A 17,895-nucleotide genomic window follows, 5' to 3' on the forward strand; every position below is an offset into this window, starting at 1 on the left:
GAGAAGAACACTTCTTAACCGTCTAAAGCCATTTCATTAGAGGTCAAATAAAAAGAATTCCATGAAAGTTCAATATCTTGCTACTCTTGCATCCATTTCACTCTTGAGTTTTGGGGCGATCGCCGCTTGTGTCAATCCTTGTGCTGCTAAAACCTCATCAAACACCGGAACAGAAGTTAGTACAAATCCATCAAACACCGGAACAGAAGTTAGTACAAATCCTGGTACATCCAAATCTCAGGTTAACTCAGTCGGCGCACCTTTAGCCGAGGAACTTCAGGGAAAACCTGTGGTTGTTGATATGTTTGCGACTTGGTGTTCGGCTTGTAAAAACATCGCCCCAACTTTAACACAACTCAAACAAAATTATGAAGGCAAAGCCAATTTTATTGTATTAGATGTCAGCGATCAATCAACCACTGCTGAAGCCGAAGCCAAAGCCAAACAGTTAGGACTCAGCCAATTTTTTGCAGCTAACAAAAGCAAAACTGGGACGGTGACGATTATTGATCCCGCTACAGGTAACATCCTCGCCCAACACAAAAATAACCCGAATATCGCTGATTATACCCAAGTTCTTGATAGTGCGATTCAGCAATAAATTAGAGAAACTATCAGTCTGAATTTTGGGCTAATCTCGGGAGAATATTATGAAATCAAGACCTCAGTTATCCACTGAGAAAACGGTTAACAAAGGGTTTAAACTCTCAAAAAAATGGCTAATTTATGGTGGATTGGGACTGCTTGCTTTAACTCTCGTTCTCACTTTTGGAACGGTAATTAGCGCCCCAATTGAGCGGGCAATTTCCCTCATTGAAAACCAATATCAGCAGTGGTTTATTCAACAAAATACAGCCAATCCCTTTGTATTGCTACCCCTGGCGTTTTTGGGCGGAGTCCTGGCTAGCGTATCTCCCTGTATTTTGGCACTGTTACCCGTCAACCTCAGCTACATCGGCACATTAAAGATTAAATCTCAGTGGGATGCCTTGACAAAAGCGGGTTTGTTTGTATTGGGTGCTGTCACCATTTTGAGTTTATTTGGCTTGGTTTCCTCCTTTGCGGGGGCGCTAATGGTCGAATACCGGGGCTATATCAATATTATCGTTGGACTGCTGATGGCCGTCATGGGTTTGTGGTTAGTGGGGGTGGTTCAACTCCCTCTACCCCAAACGAATGTAAATCTACCTGGGGCTGGCCCCTACGGAGTCGGATTAACTTTTGCTTTGGTGAGTTCCCCCTGTGCGAGTCCGGTGTTATTTGCGGTGTTGGCTTCTGCTGCGGCGACGGGATCTCAAATTTTAGGCACACTGACAATGGTGAGTTATGCGCTTGGATACACGCTATTGATTTTCCTAGCGAGTTTGTTTACGGGATTAATCAAACAAAGCAGACAATTATTGCAACATTCTGAGGGGATTATTCGCTTCGGAAGTGTGGCTTTGATTTTAACTGGAATTTACTACCTTTTTACAGGTCTGCAATGGTTTTCTTGGGGATAAGAAAAGCCGTTAATTGGGGTGCCAAATTTTCAAAATCTCTGATTGTGTTAATAATATTGAAGGACAGGTAACTTATGACTTCTTTGCTTGGAACAAACGGCGACGATAATCTTCTCGGAAGTGACTTTGAAGACTCCATCTTTGGTTTAGATGGAAATGATGTTATCCGAGGAGGCGGGGGAAATGATACCCTGTTTGGTGGCCCAGGTAATGATTCGTTAACGGGAAATAATGCTAACTCTGTAACGGGTTTTCCGGGTGATGACTATCTTTTTGCGGGTAAAGGAAGCGATCGCCTTGATGGTTTGGGAGGTAATGATACTCTTTTTGGTGATATCGACAGCGATCAAGTTTTTGGTGGCGACGGGTTGGATTTAGTTTTTGGGAATCAGTCTGAGGATACTCTCGATGGGGGGAATGATAATGATACTCTATTTGGCGGTCAGGGAAATGATAGTATAGCGGGAAGTTTGGGTGATGATTGGTTGTTTGGAGATGGTGGGAACGACACCTTGTTTGGGGGAAATGGTAATGATAAATTTGTTTTCAAGCCGGGAGATGGAACGGATACTATTATTAATTACAGTGCAGGTGATAGTATTGTTTTTGATGCGAGCGATGGAATTACTGCGGGTAGTGTAACGCTTGTGGATGGAACGGGTGCTAATAATGGCAGTTTGTTAATTAATTTGATTTCAACGGGTGAAACTCTGGCGATATTACAAACGACTTCGGTTGCAGAATTTAATAGTATTGGTTTAATTGAAGTTGTGGAAATCTAATTTCTGTCTTAAAAACCCGGTTTCTTTGAGAAACTGGGTTTTTTGAGTCTAACCTAAGTAGATGGTCATAATTAAAGTTTAACTGCTAAATACTGTAAGTCCTTCAGGATAAGGGTTTTAGCTTTCGATTTGTTGACGTTATTTATGCCCGCCTACTTATCCTACAGTTTAAGTGTTATACAGGTTACATCACTTATTCCTCCCCTCAATTTTTTACTACACCAGCGCGAAGCACTATAAATGTAGGATGTGTTACACTTCGCTAACGCATCTTTAGTTCAACTAATTTGATGTAATTTTCCGTTTACAGGCGAACATCATCAAGCTTAATGTTCCGAAACCGAGTAAAATTGAAGGTTCAGGAACCGGCTGAAAACTTAGCGTAAAACTTCCTGAAGAGAGAAAAGGAGTAGAACTGCTATCTGTAGTCACATCTAATAAACGAAATGTTGCTGAGTAAACAGTTTTCGCCGCATCTTCTTCAATATAAAACGTCGGTGTAAAGGAAAAATAATCTCCAGTTCCAATGGTATAGTTATCTCCCACAGCATCAAATAAATCTTCACCTTCTGAGTTGGCAACTCCCAAACCCGGTGTAATATCAACTAATTCTAAAGCAATAGTTGTATTTTCTCCGAGTAAGCCTTGCCAGCGACCATTTCCGGTATTATAGATAGCATCGACATAAGGATCTCCGAGATCTTCTGTTAGATGAGTAACAGGTTTAGTTTTGAGATCAGAATACATATGCTCATCTGTTTTCATCGAGATATACTGACCTGAAAAAGCTCCTGAACCCGGAAAAAGAGGAAGTGGGGGTAGATTATATCGGGCTTCTGGAACCTGATTATTACTACTGGTTGGAATAACCGTTAGATCTTCTGGACTGGTATAACTATAAACACCAATTGCATGAAAATGACTAACTTCTATGGGGTCATGTTGATGAGGAAATAACAGGGAAAGACGGTTATAATTAGGGTTAGGTAAACCAATAAACGGATCTCTATCTAAAGTTTCTAAGCCGTCAACTCCTACCATTAAATGATGATGATCCGCGTGTCCTCCTGACGTTTGTGCTTGGCTGATTTGACCCGAACTCATAATTGTAAAGACAGCTATAGAAGACCCGAAAATGAGACGAGTCGCCAAGTTAGATTTACCAAGAAACATAAACAATTCCTTTGATGAATGATGGCTAACTCTAACATAGGAAAAACTATTTGTAAAAAGACAAGTTGTCAAACTTTTACAAATATTTGCATCAGCAAATTCGCCAAAAATCCGATAAAATTCTTACATCTAAATACTGGATAAAAGAGAAGACGGCTAAAACTATACTAAATCAAAGAAACCAAGTTTTTGGAGTCCTACAGTTTTAGCGTGAGTAATTTTGCGAGTTCACAAAATCCATTCACTTCTTCTGCTGTCGTCACATAAGTAGGTTGATAATTGAGGTATTTGGTATAGTGTAAAATATTAGCAACACCGACGGAATGGGGAAATTTTTCGGGGTTAAATAAGCTTTCATCGTTGGGACTATCACCCACTGTTAAAATGTGTTCGGTTGACAGTTTGGGGAAATATCTTGATAAAACCTTTAACAGTCCCGTTGCTTTATCTTGGTTTTGAGGTTTAATATGACATTGAACGGTACTATAAGTAAAACCCCAATCTTTTTCGTGACAAATCTCTGCTAAAGTTTGCAGTTGCGATGGACTTAATCCCTCGACATCAAACGTCCAATCTGTTAGACGAAAACGATTATCTGTTGATTCTTTGAGATTGGGAAATTGAGATTTTAAGCACTTAAAAACTTCTGCTAAATGTTGACGATGTTCGCTGAGATCAGAAACCGAAACTAATAATTCAGGAGAATCATTTTTACTCGCATAAAAAAGTCCGCCATTTTCAGCGATCGCCCCGGTAACGGGAAGATAATTATTTAAGGCTTGTACCCATCCGGCTGATCGCCCTGTAATTAAGATTACCTCAATTCCGGCTTGAGTTAAACTCTCAATAGCGGTGATTAATTTCGGGGTGAATTTTCCCTGTTGAGTCAGGGTTCCATCTACATCACTAGCGATGAGACGAAGATTTGAGGTGAAAGTGTTTGCGATCGCAGTGGAGAGAGGTTTGAGGGTCATACCGTTAGGCGGCTAATTCTATTCAGATTCATTCAGTTTACTATATCAGTATACTCAACAATTTGCCTTTGATCTCGATTGGAAAAATTTTGATTATTTTCAATAGGTGAAGGGGTTTCTAGATGTAAATATTTGATCGGGAGAATAATCATAAATTTGGTTCCGACTCCTAGAGAAGACTGACATTTAATTTGTCCTCCATGTTTGTTTTCAATAATGTCTTGACTGATGGATAAACCTAAACCTGTCCCCATGTCAGCAGGTTTCGTTGTAAAAAATGACTCAAATATTTTTTGTTGATTTTCCACAGAAATACCTGGCCCATTATCTTGAATATGAACAGCGACTTGTTCAGAATTGAGGGGTTCAGTGGTGATTTTTATTTCTTTGGTGGGTTGAGAAACTTCGGATAAAGCATCTATGGCGTTTCCAATAATATTGATAAAGACTTGAGAAAGAGAACTCGTATAGCCTTCAATTAAAGGAATCGTTTGATAGTGTTTAGTTACAATAATTCCTTTTTTGATTCGATGATTTAGAATGAGTAGAGAACTATCTAAGCATTCAGATAAGTTTAATAGTTTGGCTTGTTCTTGATCTTCGAGGCGAGAAAAGTTTTTTAAACTCAGTACAATTTCCTTCGTTCGTTCGACGCCAATTTTCATAGATTGTAACAATTTTGGAAAATCTTCTTGAATAAACTCTCGCTCGATTTCTTCCGCTTTTATTAAAATTTTATCAGGAGGATGATCAATTTCTGCTTCGTAAGTTTGCAGTAAATCAAATAAATGATCTGTATATTCTATTGCATGAGTTAAGTTTCCAGAAATAAAGTTAATCGGATTATTTATTTCGTGGGCGACTTCCGCCAGCAAACGACCGAGTGTTGACATTTTTTCTTGCTGAAGAAGTTGATTTTTTGTCGCTTGATTTTGAGACTCTAGAAGTTGTTTAACTTGCAAAATTAAATGATTAAAAGCTTGTGTTAAATCTCCGATTTCATCTTCTGTTATTTGAGAGACTTGTAAATCAAAATCGTTTTCTTCTTGAATACGATTAGCTGTTTGAGTTAATATTTGAATCGGATAGGTAATTGCTTGACTGGTATAAATCGCTAATAAAATTGCAATCAAGACTGAAATGATTATGCTGAGTGTAATAGTTTGAATTCGCAGTTTTTCTGAAGTTTTCATTGCGTTTTCGGCTTGGATTGCTTCTTGTTCGACCAACTCAACCATCCCTTCTAATTCATTGATAAATTCTTCAATATTGTCAACGGATTTGCTTTTTCTAAAGTCTAGAAGTAATTGTTTTGCTATTTCTAAATTTTCGGAGTTTAATTCATTGAGATTAAGTTGTTTGACCTGTTGATCGAGTTCATTAAAATAATTAAGAATGGTAGAGTTATAACCTTGACTAATGCTAGCTAGAGTATTGAGTTCTTCTGAAGTTTCATTCACTTCTGATGTTTCATAGGACAATTTTAATGCTTTCCACGTCTCTTTTAGTATCCGTTCATGTTTTTTTAGAGCCATATATTCTTGCTGAAATTCATCCAAATTCTCTAATAAATAAATTAGTTTATTTTGGTGAATAATGGCTAAAGTGAGATGAGTTTGTAAGCGATGAATCAGTTGGTTTTCTTCTGAAGAATCTTCTTGCAGTTTTAAAGCTTTGTGGTGATAGTGATCACCCATCTTAATTCCCAAACTAATACCACTAACTGTAATGCTTAAAATAATTGCATATCCAATCGCAATTTTATGACGGACTTTCAACCGACTAAGCCATTGTGTTGCGGGTATCTTTTTTGATAAAGAGGCTAAATTTTGACTTGATGGTGACAAACCCATTTTTGACATCATTTTAAGTCCTTATCAAGGAAAACAAATTATTTAAAAATTATAAATTTTTGCCAATCAAAATTAAGATGACACACCCAGATATCCGAAACAAACATATAAGTTCTTGTTTCAGATCAATCAGCTTTAGTTGGCGATCCGCAACGGAGAGGGTGGGATTCGAACCCACGAGGAGCAATTCAACCCCTAACAGATTTCGAGTCTGTCGCATTCAACCAGGCTCTGCCACCTCTCCAATCAACCTCAAAAATGGGCTAACCTCTAGCCTCTGACTATCCATTCTATCATAAGAAAGAACCATCAGTCTGATCAGAATGGAGACTCGTTTCAAATCCTGTCGTGGGTGTCCATTGCAGAGCGCCATCACGCCCCGTCCAAAAGACTTGAGTTTGTCGCTGACGCAAGAGTTCAAAGGTTTCGGGGTCAATCGTATTAGAAGAAGCAATTGCGATTTTAGGTTGAAGGACTCTGAGCATCTTGGGGTCAAGACGATTTCCTGACCACCATAATACTTGAGTCGGGGTAATAATTTCAGCTTGTAAGAGTTTAATTTGGTTGTCAAGATTAGCATCACCCAACAACATCCATTTGAGATCCCCAATAAAGAATTCTACGATTGGAGTTTCCGCATCAATCAGTTCAATTTGAGTCGAACCCAACTCCAAAGATTCTTCAAGCGTCAGCGGTATATAAACACCCTGGCGAGATTCAATCGCTTCTTTAATCGCTAAAGAACTGACATAATAAGCTTGTTTAGAAGCTGGATTATCATAGAAAACTTTAACAGGGAGTTTTTCTAAAATAATCGGCCAGCCAATGCTTAACCCTAAGCGAGAATGAGTTGAAACAGAATAATCAATCTGATTTATCCCTTGCTTTTGCAAAAAAGGCAACACCGTGTAACGAGCGCTATCTTGACCCCCACTATTAACTAAAGTAATATTTCCTCGATCTTGAATCACTAAAATAGGTTCTCCAGATGTCGCCAAGACTGTCGCTTGAAATTGAGAAGCTTTACTGTGCCAAATTGGAACCACAGCGATCGCAATGGCAGCAATAAAAGCAATCACAACCGGATGAAACAACAGCAATAACCCGGATTGTTGCGATGTTTGACGTTCAAGGTTTCTAGCTTCTCGTTGGCTACCGATCAGCCAAACTAAACCGATGAGACTGTAGAGAGCGATCAGTTGAAATTGAGAGAGCGAACCGAGAGCCATCGAATTTCCGGGCTGTTGACTGAAAAACCGCACCAACGCCAGTAAACCGCCCACCGGATACTCTAATAACGCTGAAATCGCACTTCCCGCAGTCGGCCAAAACAGAGCCACAACTCCCGCAAATAAGCCCCCCAAAGTAATCACCGCCACAAAAGGAACCGTAATCACATTCACCAAAATACTATAGGGGGAAACCACATTAAAAACATAAAGTTGTAGAGGTACCGTCCAAATAGAAGCCGCCAGAGGAACAGCCAACAGAGAAGCGATCGTCGGAGGTATCCAGTCTAAACGATTGATAATCGGGGGAACACTCACCAATAATCCCAGAGTTGCTAAAAAGCTAAACTGAAATCCCAAGTCCCAAATCCATAAGGGATTCCACAGCAGCAAGACCACCGCTACGGCGACTAATACACTTAGGGGTCTGACTTTACGGTTTGTGGCAAATCCAATTAAAGCAGCGAGTCCCATCAATGCGGCTCGTAAGACCGACGGTGATGCCCCAGTCAAGCCCACATAAGCCAGCAAAGCAATCATACCAATCGTTAAGCGTTGGCGGGGAGAGGCGGCTCGGCTTAAAGCCAGGACAACACCTAACACCAGAGAAACATGAAATCCTGAAGCCGCTAAGATGTGAGCTAATCCGACTTGTACAAACTGATCGCGAACATCGTAGGGTAAATCTACCGCTCGTCGCCCTAAGACCATCGCACTGACAACAGAGCCTTTGGGAATGCCTAAGCCTTGCACTTGAGCGCGAACAATCCGTTGTCGAACCGCCCACCATCCCCAAGTTTGACCGGAAGTTGAGGTTAGAGAGGTTAAATAACGGCCTTTGAGTCCGGCAAAAGCCCCCTGACGAGCTAGATAAGCGCGAAAATCAAAGGCACCCGGGTTAGACGGGGGTTGGGGTTTGTAGAGGCTTCCAGTGACAGCGATCGTGGCTCCCGGATGCAGACCTGTTGCTTGGAGGAGGGGTACGGTGATGTAAAGTCTACCGCTAACCTCCCGACTGACTTCAATAGGTTTATCATTGCCCATGATTTCGTTAACTTGAGCAACCTTTAACCAAAATTGCGCTCGTCCTGAACGGGTGAGACGAGGAGGGGTTTGGACTTCACCGCGAACCGTGATAATCAATTCGGGTGCATCTGAGGCTGTAACCAGTTGACTAATATTATTAGGAGCGGGTTGAGGGGTGCGAACTTGCAGATAGAGACTGGCGGCGACGGCAATTAATCCAGCAAATAACCAAACGGTTTCGGGTATTGGAGGAGTGGGGAGTCTAGAGTCAGAAACAGAGGTTGGGGAATCTCTGAGCATCAAGGCTGTTTCTTCCCCAACCCCTGTCTTTTCAACGGTATGGGCTGTTTTTCGGGAGTTTAGCCCTCGCTTCATCTGGATCTGACGCTGTTTGCGTTTGACAAACTCTCGCCCCATTGTGGCAATTGCCAACCCCAGAGCAAGGGCTAATACTCCAGATTTTCCCCAAGCAACACCGCTACAGAGCAACCCCAGAATATAAGCCAAACCGAAAATAATAACTACCGTTTGATTCATTGCTGCGACCGAAGGCAGACCCTCGTTAGATGGACAAGCCCAATTTCAGACCCAGTATGCCATGGATTAACATCATACCGACGGCTAAGGTTCCCAGGTAGGCATGGGTAATTCGCAGGGAATCTTTATTGCCACCAAAGCCTGTAAAAGCAATCAAACCGTTGAGCGCCAACACACCGAGCAATGCCGTACCTGTCCAAAAGTGAGGACTTTCGAGAATGGGTTGTTTTTGCATCACCAGTGAGAGGAGTCCGCCTGTATAGCCTAATGCCATGAAGATAAACATCCAAGGTGCTATTTGACGATGGGATGAACGGTTTTTCAGCGAGACTTCTTTATCACTGGCAATTCGCCCTTGCCATCCAGTGTAAGCGACAGCACTACCCATCGCTAAAACCACGATTCCCATCATCACGGGATGTCCCCAATGGGTGATGGGTTCTGGAATCCCTAAACTTCGGAACTGACTGGCAATGGGTTCCAAGAGTTCACTTAGATTCATCTTCTGCCCTCAAAAATTAATTGATTCTGATCTTTTTGATCATACAGTTTAATGGCTTTTGATGATACCGTTGAGTTGCCCGCTCTGGATCTTGTGAGTGAGCCTTTTTTTGACGGGTTAATACTCTGTCCTGAGTGTCTATTCCCGAGTTAAGGTTGCATTTTTGTTGGGTCTAATTTGTGACCCATATCGCCGTGACCAGACTTGTGTAAACTCCGCACCAAATAGAAAAATTTGAGTCGAATAGAAGATCCACACTAATACAATCACAAATGATCCGGCAGCACCATAGGCTGATCCGATGCTACTGTTGCCGAGATAAAGGCTGATTAAGGATTTTCCAATGGTAAATAAAACGGCTGTTATTCCGGCTCCGACAGCAACATCTTTCCAGGCAATTCGCACATCGGGTAACACTCGATAGATTTGACCAAATAGTAGAGTGGTGAGACTTAAAGAGATGACTAAATCGACTAATGACCAGACAAAACTTGGAATAAATAAATGTTGTTCTAGCCAGGCGGATGCTCCCGACAAAACTGAACTAATAATCAGGGAGAGGAGTAAGATGAATCCAATCCCTAAGACCATTAAAATTGATAAAATTCGGGTTTGAATAAAGCCTTTAACGCCTCGTCCGGGTTTGGGTTCGACTCCCCAAATTAGGTTTAGGGCTTGTTTGAGTTGAGCAAAAACTGTCGTCGCACCAAAGATAATTGTGACAACGGCAATTATAGTTGCGGTAATATTGGAGCTAGGATTAAATTGATTTTGTAGAATGGTACGAAGAGAAGCGGCATTCTCTGAGCCAAAAAAAGATTCTAACTGAGCAAAAACTTCTTCTTGAGCGATTTGTTCCCCGACAATAAAACCAACAACTGCAATCACCAAAATTAAAATCGGTGCAATTGAAAAGATCATATAATAAGAAAGGGCAGCAGCCAGGATAGGAACTTTATCTTGTTGCCATTCGTTAAAGGTTTCTTTGAGCAGACTCCAAATGGTATTTAGATTCACGACTTTTCAGCAAACAGGGTCAACATCATAGCTGAGTTTAACAGCAAGTCAAATTAAAATCTACTCTGTGCTTCGGACTTGATGAGATTTTGATGAATGGGGATTTCAATCACAAACTCTGCTCCCTCTCCAAATACTGAATTAAAATTAATTTTACCCTGATGTTTTTCGACGATGATTTGATAGCTTGTTAATAAGCCTAATCCACTTCCTTTGCCGACGGGTTTGGTGGTAAAAAAAGGATCAAATAAACGAGTCTTGACTTCAGGTGAAATACCGATTCCATTGTCTTTTATCTTGATTTTTACTGTATTTTTATCTTGTAATTCAGTGGTAATCCAAATTGTAGGATTCTGAAACTTGACCGTCTGTTGAGCTAATTTAGATTCTATTGCATCAATAGCATTACTTAATAGATTTAAAAACACTTGGTTGAGTTGACTGGCATAACAAGTAATTTTGGGGAGTTGATCATAATTTTTAATAATTTTAATCTCAGAGTGATGATTGGGAAGTTTGAGTTTATGATCTAAAAGAAGTAATGTGCTATTAATTCCTTCATGGAGATTAATTAATTTAATATCAGATTCATCTAAGCGAGAAAAAATCCGTAAAGCGAGAATAATGGTGCAGATTCGATTCACTCCATTTTTCATCGAAGAAATAATATTATGCACATCGGAAATCAGAAAATCAAAATCGATTTCTTCTGTCGTTTGCTGAATAACTTGCGAAGGTTGAGGATATTCGTATTGATAAAGTTTGATTAATTTAATTAAGTCTTGAATATATTGATTGGCGGGTTCGATATTTCCCGAGATAAAGCTAATGGGATTATTTATTTCATGGGCAATTCCAGCAACCAGTTGCATTAAACCCACCATTTTTTCCTGTTGAACCAGTTGGGCTTGAGTGACTTGTAATTCACTTAAGGCTGTTTTGAGTTGCTGATTTTGATGTTGCAGTTGATTGTGTAACTGTTGAATAGTGAGTTGATTTTGAATTCTGACAAGAATTTCTTCGAGTTGAAAGGGTTTAGTTACATAGTCTACTCCTCCGACTTGAAAGGCTTTTACTTTGTCTAAGGCATCGTCTAACGCACTTAAAAATATGATCGGAATTGAGCAAGTTTCTTCATTTTTTTTAAGGGTTTCACAAACTGTATAGCCATTCATTTCAGGCATATTAATATCGAGTAAAATCAGATCAGGCTTAACGGCTTTAACAGCAGTGAGTGCCATTTTTCCATTGATAGCCTGTCGCACATTGTAGCCATGCTCGGTCATCATTTTGGACAGCAAACGTAAGTTTGCAGGTGTATCATCAACGACGAGAATATCCGGTTTATTAGAAGTATCTTCCAGTTGATTCATCATATTTATCGAGCATATTTTTTGATGTAACCTTTAAAAAAACCGAATTTCAATATTCTTTTTAGGGAATTAAGTTTTGCCATTGATTAGATGAAACGAGACGAATTGCCTCCTCTGCATTAACCGGACGAGAAAATAAGTACCCCTGACCTAATTTACAATTTAAACTCAGGAGTTGTCTTAACTGAGTTGGAGTTTCTATCCCTTCTGCAATCACGTTCATCTCTAAAATTTTAGCGATATTAATGATAATCGGAACCAGCCCCAAATGTTTTGAGTTTTCATCTATCTGTTTGACGAAAGATTGGTCGATTTTGAGGGTATCTAAGGGAAAATAATGTAAATAACTGAGTGAGGAATAACCCGTCCCAAAGTCATCAATGCCTAACTGAATTCCTCGTTGTTTGAATTTTTTAAGAATTTCAATCGCAATTTGAGGATTTTCCATTAAGGAACTTTCAGTAATTTCTAGTTTTAAACATTGGGGATTAATTTGAGTATCGTGGATAATTTGATCAACCTGTTCGTTGAGATTAAGTTGAGTCAGTTGTCGCGCCGAAAGATTGACACTAACAAAGAAAGAATCGTCAACTAGATTTTGCTTTTTCCAGGTTTGGAGTTGCTGACAAGATTGATGTAAAACCCACTGACCAAGCGGAATAATTAATCCAATTTCTTCGGCGATGGGAATAAAAGAATGGGGAGAAATCAAACCTCGGGTGGGATGCTGCCAACGAACGAGAGCCTCAAAGCCAACGATTTGACCCGTATTTAAAACGACTATGGGTTGATAGTAAACGACTAATTCTTGTTCTTTAATCGCTTTATGGAGTTCTGTTTCTAGCTCTAAAGTATTAATTGCAGCAACGTGCATAGTTGAGTCAAAAATATGATATCGACCTCGACCTAATGCCTTGGCTTTGTACACTGCGTTATCTGCATCTCTTAGTAAATGTTCGGGATTTTCATAGTTTGGATGCCAAAGAGCAATTCCAATACTTGTATTAATAAAAACTTCATATCCTTCGAGTTGAAAGGGTTGGGAAAGAGCCTCTAAAATAGAATTGGCAATTTGAGTGACTTGCTGAGAGTGATGAATCGACTTGAGAAGAATAATAAATTCATCTCCTCCCAATCGTGCTAAGATATCATCGGGATTGAGTAAAGTTTCTAAACGACGGCTCAGAGCAATTAGTAGCTCATCTCCGACTAAATGACCGAGTGAATCATTGACGACTTTGAAGCGATCGCAATCTAAAAATAAAACGGCAAATTGAGACTGTGAATCTTGTTTAGCTCGGTTGAGTGATTGTTCTAATTGCTCCATTAAAAATCGACGATTTGGTAATCCCGTTAACGGATCATGCAGTGCCATTTCTAGGAGTTTAGCATTGGCAACTTCAAGCTGCTTTTTACGCTGTTCGACTCGTTTTTCAAGTTGACTATTGAGGGTACTGAGTTTTGATTTAGCATCTTTTAAGGCGAGTTGATTTTTGACTCTCGCTAAAATTTCTTCAAATTCAAACGGTTTGGTAATATAGTCTACCCCTCCCACTTTAAAAGCTTTAACTTTATCTAAAACATCGTCTAAAGCACTTAAAAAAATGATCGGAATATCAGCCGTTTGAGGATCATTTTTGAGAAAAGAGCAGACTTCATACCCATCGATGTCAGGCATCATTATATCCAGTAATATTAAACTCGGTGGACAAGTTTGTACTGCTGTCAATGCCATTTTTCCGTTAATTGCTTGACGCACTTCATAGCCCTGATCACTCAACATCGTTGAGAGGAGGCGTAAATTCATGGGTGTATCATCAACAATCAGGATATCGGCTTTTATAAAGTTCAGGTGGCTTTGATTCATTGCAGGTTGGGAGTAACTAACATAACAGACTAAATTAGATTCAGTCTATCCATAAATTTTAAAGAGTGGGGAGCGATAAAGTCGATTTTGATAATTTTTTTAGATTAGAATTTGAGAATTGATGAAATATTGATTAAAAACAATCAATATTGGACATTACATCGAGAAGAACCTGCTTTAACTCAGGGTGACTGTTTGAGAAGATTCGGGTCAGGGTGTACAGGTTCAGTCTTCCTTGACAAGATAAACCCAGTAGATTAGATTATACCCCAAGCATAAACCGAGCCGCAAACAGAGAGAAGTTGGGTTGATGCTCTAGGAAAGGAGAATCGCGAATGAAGAATAAACTTTTTTGTAAATTGACTGAAATGTGTAGATAATTGTTAATGTTCTCTTGTCAGTAAAACTCAATGAACGTAACATTACGGAATGTGTAGATCAAGATGATACAGAGTTTCTCTATCTACAAGTAGATTTTACAGAAAACCTTGATCTAATATTTTTTTGATCAACTTCAGACAATGAGTGTCATTTGATCATTTTTTAGCCTATACGTGTAATAATATAAAATTGAGGATCAGCTAAGTTCCCCAATGATTGGTAAGTTTCCTTTATAGGAAAACATTCTGAGAAAACGAGGATTGGATGAAAACTGACGAATCTACTCCCTATCAACGATTGGTACAAGAACTTGATCGCCAATGTCAAAAAATGGCAACTGGTGACTTGTGCTTCTCTACCTATAACCAAGAAGGAAAGTTTCACCTATTTTATGGTCGGCTACTCTATATTACAACTGAATATCATCAGGTACGACGTTGGAAAAGAGCAGTTCTCAAGTATTGCTCTGACTGGAAACCTTCATCAACATTGACTTCATTTGACCATAATAAACCCTGGGAATATGAGATACTTTATGAGGGAGTCGCCCAAGAAAAAATTAGTCTGACTCAGGCTAAAATTGTGATTCGTCAAGTCAGTTTAGAAGTGCTATTTTCTTTAGCTCGATATACTGATATCAGTCTTGAATGGAAACCTTCTTCTGAAAAGAAGACTCATCTTTCACTCGGTTTAGCCCTGTCTTTTTCTGAAATCGAGCCAATTTTCACACGAGCCGCTCAAATGCAACAGGAGTGGCAAACAGGAGGTTTAAGCAGCATTCATCCGAATTTATCTCCGGTTTCTAAAAAGAAACTCAATCCTCAAAGTCTTTCGGGTTTAGCTCAATATCTCAATGGAAAGTTTACCCTTTGGGATATTTCTTTAAGGATGGGAAAATCAGTCGTCAGCATTGCTCGTGCTTTGGTTCCTTTGATCAAAAAAGGGATTTTACAACTGCGGCAAATTCCAGATTTTTCCACACCTCTACCAACCCCAACAGGAGCGACTTCGGCTTCAGTTCGTTCATCTCAAACAACTCGTCACACCCCGTTTCTGATTGCTTGTATTGATGATAGTCCGGTTGTCGTTCAAAGTTTACGCAAAATTCTTGAACCTGCTGGCTATCAGGTTGTCGGAATTCAAGACCCGATAAAAGCCTTGGCTCAAATTGCCGAACAAAAACCTGATTTAATCTTTCTAGATTTAATCATGCCTAATGCTAATGGTTATACGGTTTGTCAATTTTTACGAAATGCACCTTTATTTGAAAAGACACCTGTGATTATTCTGACCAGTCGGGATAATGTAATTGATCGGAGTCGTGCTAAACTTGTGGGTGCTTCAGACTTTCTGGTTAAGCCTCCTCAGCAACAGGAAACTCTGGAAATGGTTCGCAAATATCTGGCTCAATCCTCCAAGGTTTAAACCTAAGTGATCATATAGGATTGAATAGAGTGTAAACTTTGAGTAAAGCTTGAGTCCACATTTTAAATTTTTGATGAGGTTATTCGATGACGAGTATATTAGTGATAGAAGACAACTCGACTGAAGCTAATCTGATGATTGGTTGCTTGCGTCAATCGGGTTTTGATGTCCATAATGTTAGCACTGCTGAAGCCGCAAAAGTTTTGCTGGAACATAAAATTTTTGATGCTATTGTTACGGATGTAGTCTTACCCGGTCAAAGTGGTTTTGGATTGTGTCGTCAGCTAAAAAATCAAAACACAACTGCTCATATTCCGATTATTATTTGTTCGAGTAAATCCGCCAAAATTGATAAGAATTGGGGATTAAAACAAGGAGCGTCTGCTTATGTAACAAAACCAATTGATCGCGAAGAATTAATCGATACGGTTAGACGGGTGACTTTGCCTTCAGGACAAGCGGGACTCGCTTAACATCATATTTTTTTGAGAATTATTTGGTTTTGTTGAGCAGGAAAACATCCAGAAAATCGCTCAATTTTTGACCGATCACCTCAACCCCCAAAAATCATCATTTTAAAAAAAGTAATGACTATTACTTTGAGCATAAACGGTGTCACAAACAAGATTTGTTAGACTGTTCAACAAAAATTAATATTAATATCATAAAAACAATTTAAAATCAGAGTAGAAGCCCGTTACATCTAATAGATCTGGGGAAGGATGTAAATTCTCTGAGACTCATTGAGATCAGAACCCGATGAGTTCGACAAAACTAAAAAGAGAAATTAGAGTGTATTTCTAGTTTGGAGATGCAATTGTAGCCTGATCACAATTCAGGTGTAGTTTTAGATCTGCCCTAATGATACAGTTGAAGTACCAACTTCCGGCCAAGATGTCAATCCATCTTAAGGAGTAGAGTTGGTATTTGTGATCGCTTCTATCTAGCCGATTTATCTAACGTTACTCATTCGGTGCCTACCCAACTAACCATGACCCTAATAGAATCTGTACATCTCAAGCGGCTCGCTGAAGAACTCGATAGGTTGAGTCAACAGACCGAAAGTGGTATCCTCATTCTCAGTAGCCATACTGAAGAAGGAAGTCTTTACTTCAGCCAGGGTCAACTGTTGTATGCAACCTCTCACATTCATCGTGTGCGTCGCTGGTCAAGGAGTGTTGACAAATACTGTCCGAAAATAACGGTTAAACTCCCCTCTTCTGTCAATTCTTCACTTTGGGAATATAAACTTTTATACCAAGGAATTCGTCGTCAAGAACTCAACCTGACTCAAGCCAAAGCAGTCATCCGACGAGTCATCAGTGAAGTGTTGTTTTCCATGAGTCGCTATGTAGACTTCAAGTTTCATTGGGAAGCTCAAACCGCTCTCCAGTCTGGCTTTTCCAAACACCTTTCTTTTTGTGACTCAGAAGTGAAAAAAATTTTACTTCAAGTCACCCAGATGCAAACGCAATGGCAAACGGCTCATTTAAGCAATCTTGACCCCAATCTTGCTCCGATTTTCACAAAACCCGTTAATCCCAAAGCCCTCTCCGGTTTAGTAAAATATCTTAATGGAGAGTTGACCTTATGGGATATTTCCCTGAAAATTCAAAAGCCGATTGTAACGATTGCTCGTGCTTTAATTCCTTTAGTTCAGAAAGGACTTTTAAAGTTTAGAATGTTGCCCGATTTAGCGGCACAGACTGATTCAGTTGCCGAACAAACGAATAATTTAACCGTTCAAAACGAAAAATCATCAACTCGTAAACAACCTTTAATCGCCTGTATTGATGATAGTCTAGTTGCGATAGAAAGTCTCAAGCAAATTCTTGAACCTGTCGGATGTCAAATTTTAAGTATTCAAAATCCCGTCAAAGGACTGGCTAAAATTGCGGAACATAAACCTGATTTAATCTTTCTGGATTTAGTCATGCCGAATGCAAATGGATATATTGTTTGTAAGTTTTTACGCAATGCTCCTATTTTTCAGAATACCCCAGTGATTATTCTCACCAGTCGAGATACAGTCGTCGATAGAAACTATGCCAAAATCGCAGGTGCAACGGATTTTTTGAGTAAGCCGCCCAATCCTCGCGAGACTTTGCAAGTAGTTCGCCAACACCTCGCCGAAAAATTCCCCCTACTAAAAACTTACAATTTCAGAGAAGGAGCTAAAAAAGACCCCCCTCCGACTTCTGATTATGCGGTAAAACCGATGATAAATTCCTAACAAATAGAATAAGCTTTAATA

Annotated in this window: 14 protein-coding genes and 1 tRNA gene; 6 read left to right on the top strand and 9 right to left on the bottom strand. The window is 39.6% G+C overall.

What is annotated here, in order from left to right; translation table 11 throughout:
• Positions 1–61 precede the first annotated feature (61 nt).
• The 3 genes from L8106_RS06875 (at position 62) to L8106_RS06885 (ending at position 2,284) form a co-directional block, all read left to right on the top strand.
• On the top strand, positions 62–601 hold the full coding sequence (locus L8106_RS06875; protein WP_009783517.1) for a thioredoxin domain-containing protein: 540 nt from the start codon (positions 62–64) through the stop codon (positions 599–601).
• A gap of 49 nt (positions 602–650) precedes the next feature.
• Positions 651–1,502, top strand: a complete 852-nt coding sequence (locus L8106_RS06880) for a cytochrome c biogenesis protein CcdA (RefSeq protein ID WP_009783518.1) — start codon at positions 651–653, stop codon at positions 1,500–1,502.
• A 74-nt stretch (positions 1,503–1,576) separates the two neighbouring features.
• Positions 1,577–2,284 (top strand): calcium-binding protein, encoded by a 708-nt coding sequence (locus tag L8106_RS06885; protein ID WP_009783519.1) that lies wholly within the window; start codon positions 1,577–1,579, stop codon positions 2,282–2,284.
• A 282-nt stretch (positions 2,285–2,566) separates the two neighbouring features.
• Here L8106_RS06885 and L8106_RS06890 read toward each other — a convergent pair whose 3' ends face one another.
• The 9 genes from L8106_RS06890 to L8106_RS06930 all read right to left on the bottom strand — a co-directional run bounded on the left by L8106_RS06890 (position 2,567) and on the right by L8106_RS06930 (position 13,835).
• Entirely contained in the window at positions 2,567–3,457 is an 891-nt protein-coding gene (locus tag L8106_RS06890) for an all3515 family Zur-repressed PEP-CTERM protein (RefSeq protein ID WP_009783520.1), read from the bottom strand.
• 197 nt (positions 3,458–3,654) lie between these two features.
• Positions 3,655–4,431: an HAD family hydrolase gene (locus L8106_RS06895; RefSeq protein ID WP_009783521.1), complete on the bottom strand. Its 777-nt coding sequence runs from the start codon at positions 4,429–4,431 to the stop codon at positions 3,655–3,657.
• Between the two features lie 32 nt (positions 4,432–4,463).
• On the bottom strand, positions 4,464–6,296 hold the full coding sequence (locus tag L8106_RS06900) for an ATP-binding protein (protein ID WP_009783522.1): 1,833 nt from the start codon (positions 6,294–6,296) through the stop codon (positions 4,464–4,466).
• Between the two features lie 141 nt (positions 6,297–6,437).
• Positions 6,438–6,528, bottom strand: a tRNA-Ser gene (locus L8106_RS06905).
• Positions 6,529–6,577: 49 nt separating this feature from the next.
• Complete coding sequence (locus tag L8106_RS06910) at positions 6,578–9,076, bottom strand: ComEC/Rec2 family competence protein (protein WP_009783524.1); 2,499 nt, start codon at positions 9,074–9,076, stop codon at positions 6,578–6,580.
• Positions 9,077–9,101: 25 nt separating this feature from the next.
• On the bottom strand, positions 9,102–9,578 hold the full coding sequence (locus L8106_RS06915) for a DUF4079 domain-containing protein (protein WP_009783525.1): 477 nt from the start codon (positions 9,576–9,578) through the stop codon (positions 9,102–9,104).
• A gap of 138 nt (positions 9,579–9,716) precedes the next feature.
• Positions 9,717–10,595: a YihY/virulence factor BrkB family protein gene (locus tag L8106_RS06920; protein ID WP_009783526.1), complete on the bottom strand. Its 879-nt coding sequence runs from the start codon at positions 10,593–10,595 to the stop codon at positions 9,717–9,719.
• A gap of 53 nt (positions 10,596–10,648) precedes the next feature.
• Complete coding sequence (locus tag L8106_RS06925; RefSeq protein ID WP_009783527.1) at positions 10,649–11,971, bottom strand: response regulator; 1,323 nt, start codon at positions 11,969–11,971, stop codon at positions 10,649–10,651.
• A 58-nt stretch (positions 11,972–12,029) separates the two neighbouring features.
• The gene (locus tag L8106_RS06930) at positions 12,030–13,835 is read right to left on the bottom strand and encodes a GGDEF domain-containing response regulator (protein ID WP_009783528.1); all 1,806 of its coding nucleotides are present in this window, start codon (positions 13,833–13,835) and stop codon (positions 12,030–12,032) included.
• A 645-nt stretch (positions 13,836–14,480) separates the two neighbouring features.
• Here L8106_RS06930 and L8106_RS06935 point away from each other — a divergent pair.
• The 3 genes from L8106_RS06935 to L8106_RS06945 all read left to right on the top strand — a co-directional run bounded on the left by L8106_RS06935 (position 14,481) and on the right by L8106_RS06945 (position 17,874).
• A complete protein-coding gene (locus L8106_RS06935; RefSeq protein ID WP_009783529.1) occupies positions 14,481–15,641 on the top strand; it encodes a response regulator in 1,161 nt (386 codons plus the stop codon).
• Between the two features lie 86 nt (positions 15,642–15,727).
• Positions 15,728–16,114, top strand: a complete 387-nt coding sequence (locus L8106_RS06940; RefSeq protein WP_009783530.1) for a response regulator transcription factor — start codon at positions 15,728–15,730, stop codon at positions 16,112–16,114.
• A gap of 518 nt (positions 16,115–16,632) precedes the next feature.
• On the top strand, positions 16,633–17,874 hold the full coding sequence (locus tag L8106_RS06945; protein ID WP_009783531.1) for a two-component system response regulator: 1,242 nt from the start codon (positions 16,633–16,635) through the stop codon (positions 17,872–17,874).
• Positions 17,875–17,895 lie beyond the last annotated feature (21 nt).

It is taken from the genome of Lyngbya sp. PCC 8106 (assembly GCF_000169095.1).
Classification (GTDB): Bacteria; Cyanobacteriota; Cyanobacteriia; order Cyanobacteriales; family Microcoleaceae; genus Capilliphycus.

Bases quoted from the DNA above. Each gene is read 5' to 3' on its own strand.
- L8106_RS06875 (WP_009783517.1), top strand. From the start codon at position 62: ATGAAAGTTCAATATCTTGCTACTCTTGCATCCATTTCACTCTTGAGT.
- L8106_RS06880 (WP_009783518.1), top strand. From the start codon at position 651: ATGAAATCAAGACCTCAGTTATCCACTGAGAAAACGGTTAACAAAGGG.
- L8106_RS06885 (WP_009783519.1), top strand. From the start codon at position 1,577: ATGACTTCTTTGCTTGGAACAAACGGCGACGATAATCTTCTCGGAAGT.
- L8106_RS06890 (WP_009783520.1), bottom strand. From the start codon at position 3,457: ATGTTTCTTGGTAAATCTAACTTGGCGACTCGTCTCATTTTCGGGTCT.
- L8106_RS06895 (WP_009783521.1), bottom strand. From the start codon at position 4,431: ATGACCCTCAAACCTCTCTCCACTGCGATCGCAAACACTTTCACCTCA.
- L8106_RS06900 (WP_009783522.1), bottom strand. From the start codon at position 6,296: ATGATGTCAAAAATGGGTTTGTCACCATCAAGTCAAAATTTAGCCTCT.
- L8106_RS06910 (WP_009783524.1), bottom strand. From the start codon at position 9,076: ATGAATCAAACGGTAGTTATTATTTTCGGTTTGGCTTATATTCTGGGG.
- L8106_RS06915 (WP_009783525.1), bottom strand. From the start codon at position 9,578: ATGAATCTAAGTGAACTCTTGGAACCCATTGCCAGTCAGTTCCGAAGT.
- L8106_RS06925 (WP_009783527.1), bottom strand. From the start codon at position 11,971: ATGATGAATCAACTGGAAGATACTTCTAATAAACCGGATATTCTCGTC.
- L8106_RS06930 (WP_009783528.1), bottom strand. From the start codon at position 13,835: ATGAATCAAAGCCACCTGAACTTTATAAAAGCCGATATCCTGATTGTT.
- L8106_RS06935 (WP_009783529.1), top strand. From the start codon at position 14,481: ATGAAAACTGACGAATCTACTCCCTATCAACGATTGGTACAAGAACTT.
- L8106_RS06940 (WP_009783530.1), top strand. From the start codon at position 15,728: ATGACGAGTATATTAGTGATAGAAGACAACTCGACTGAAGCTAATCTG.
- L8106_RS06945 (WP_009783531.1), top strand. From the start codon at position 16,633: ATGACCCTAATAGAATCTGTACATCTCAAGCGGCTCGCTGAAGAACTC.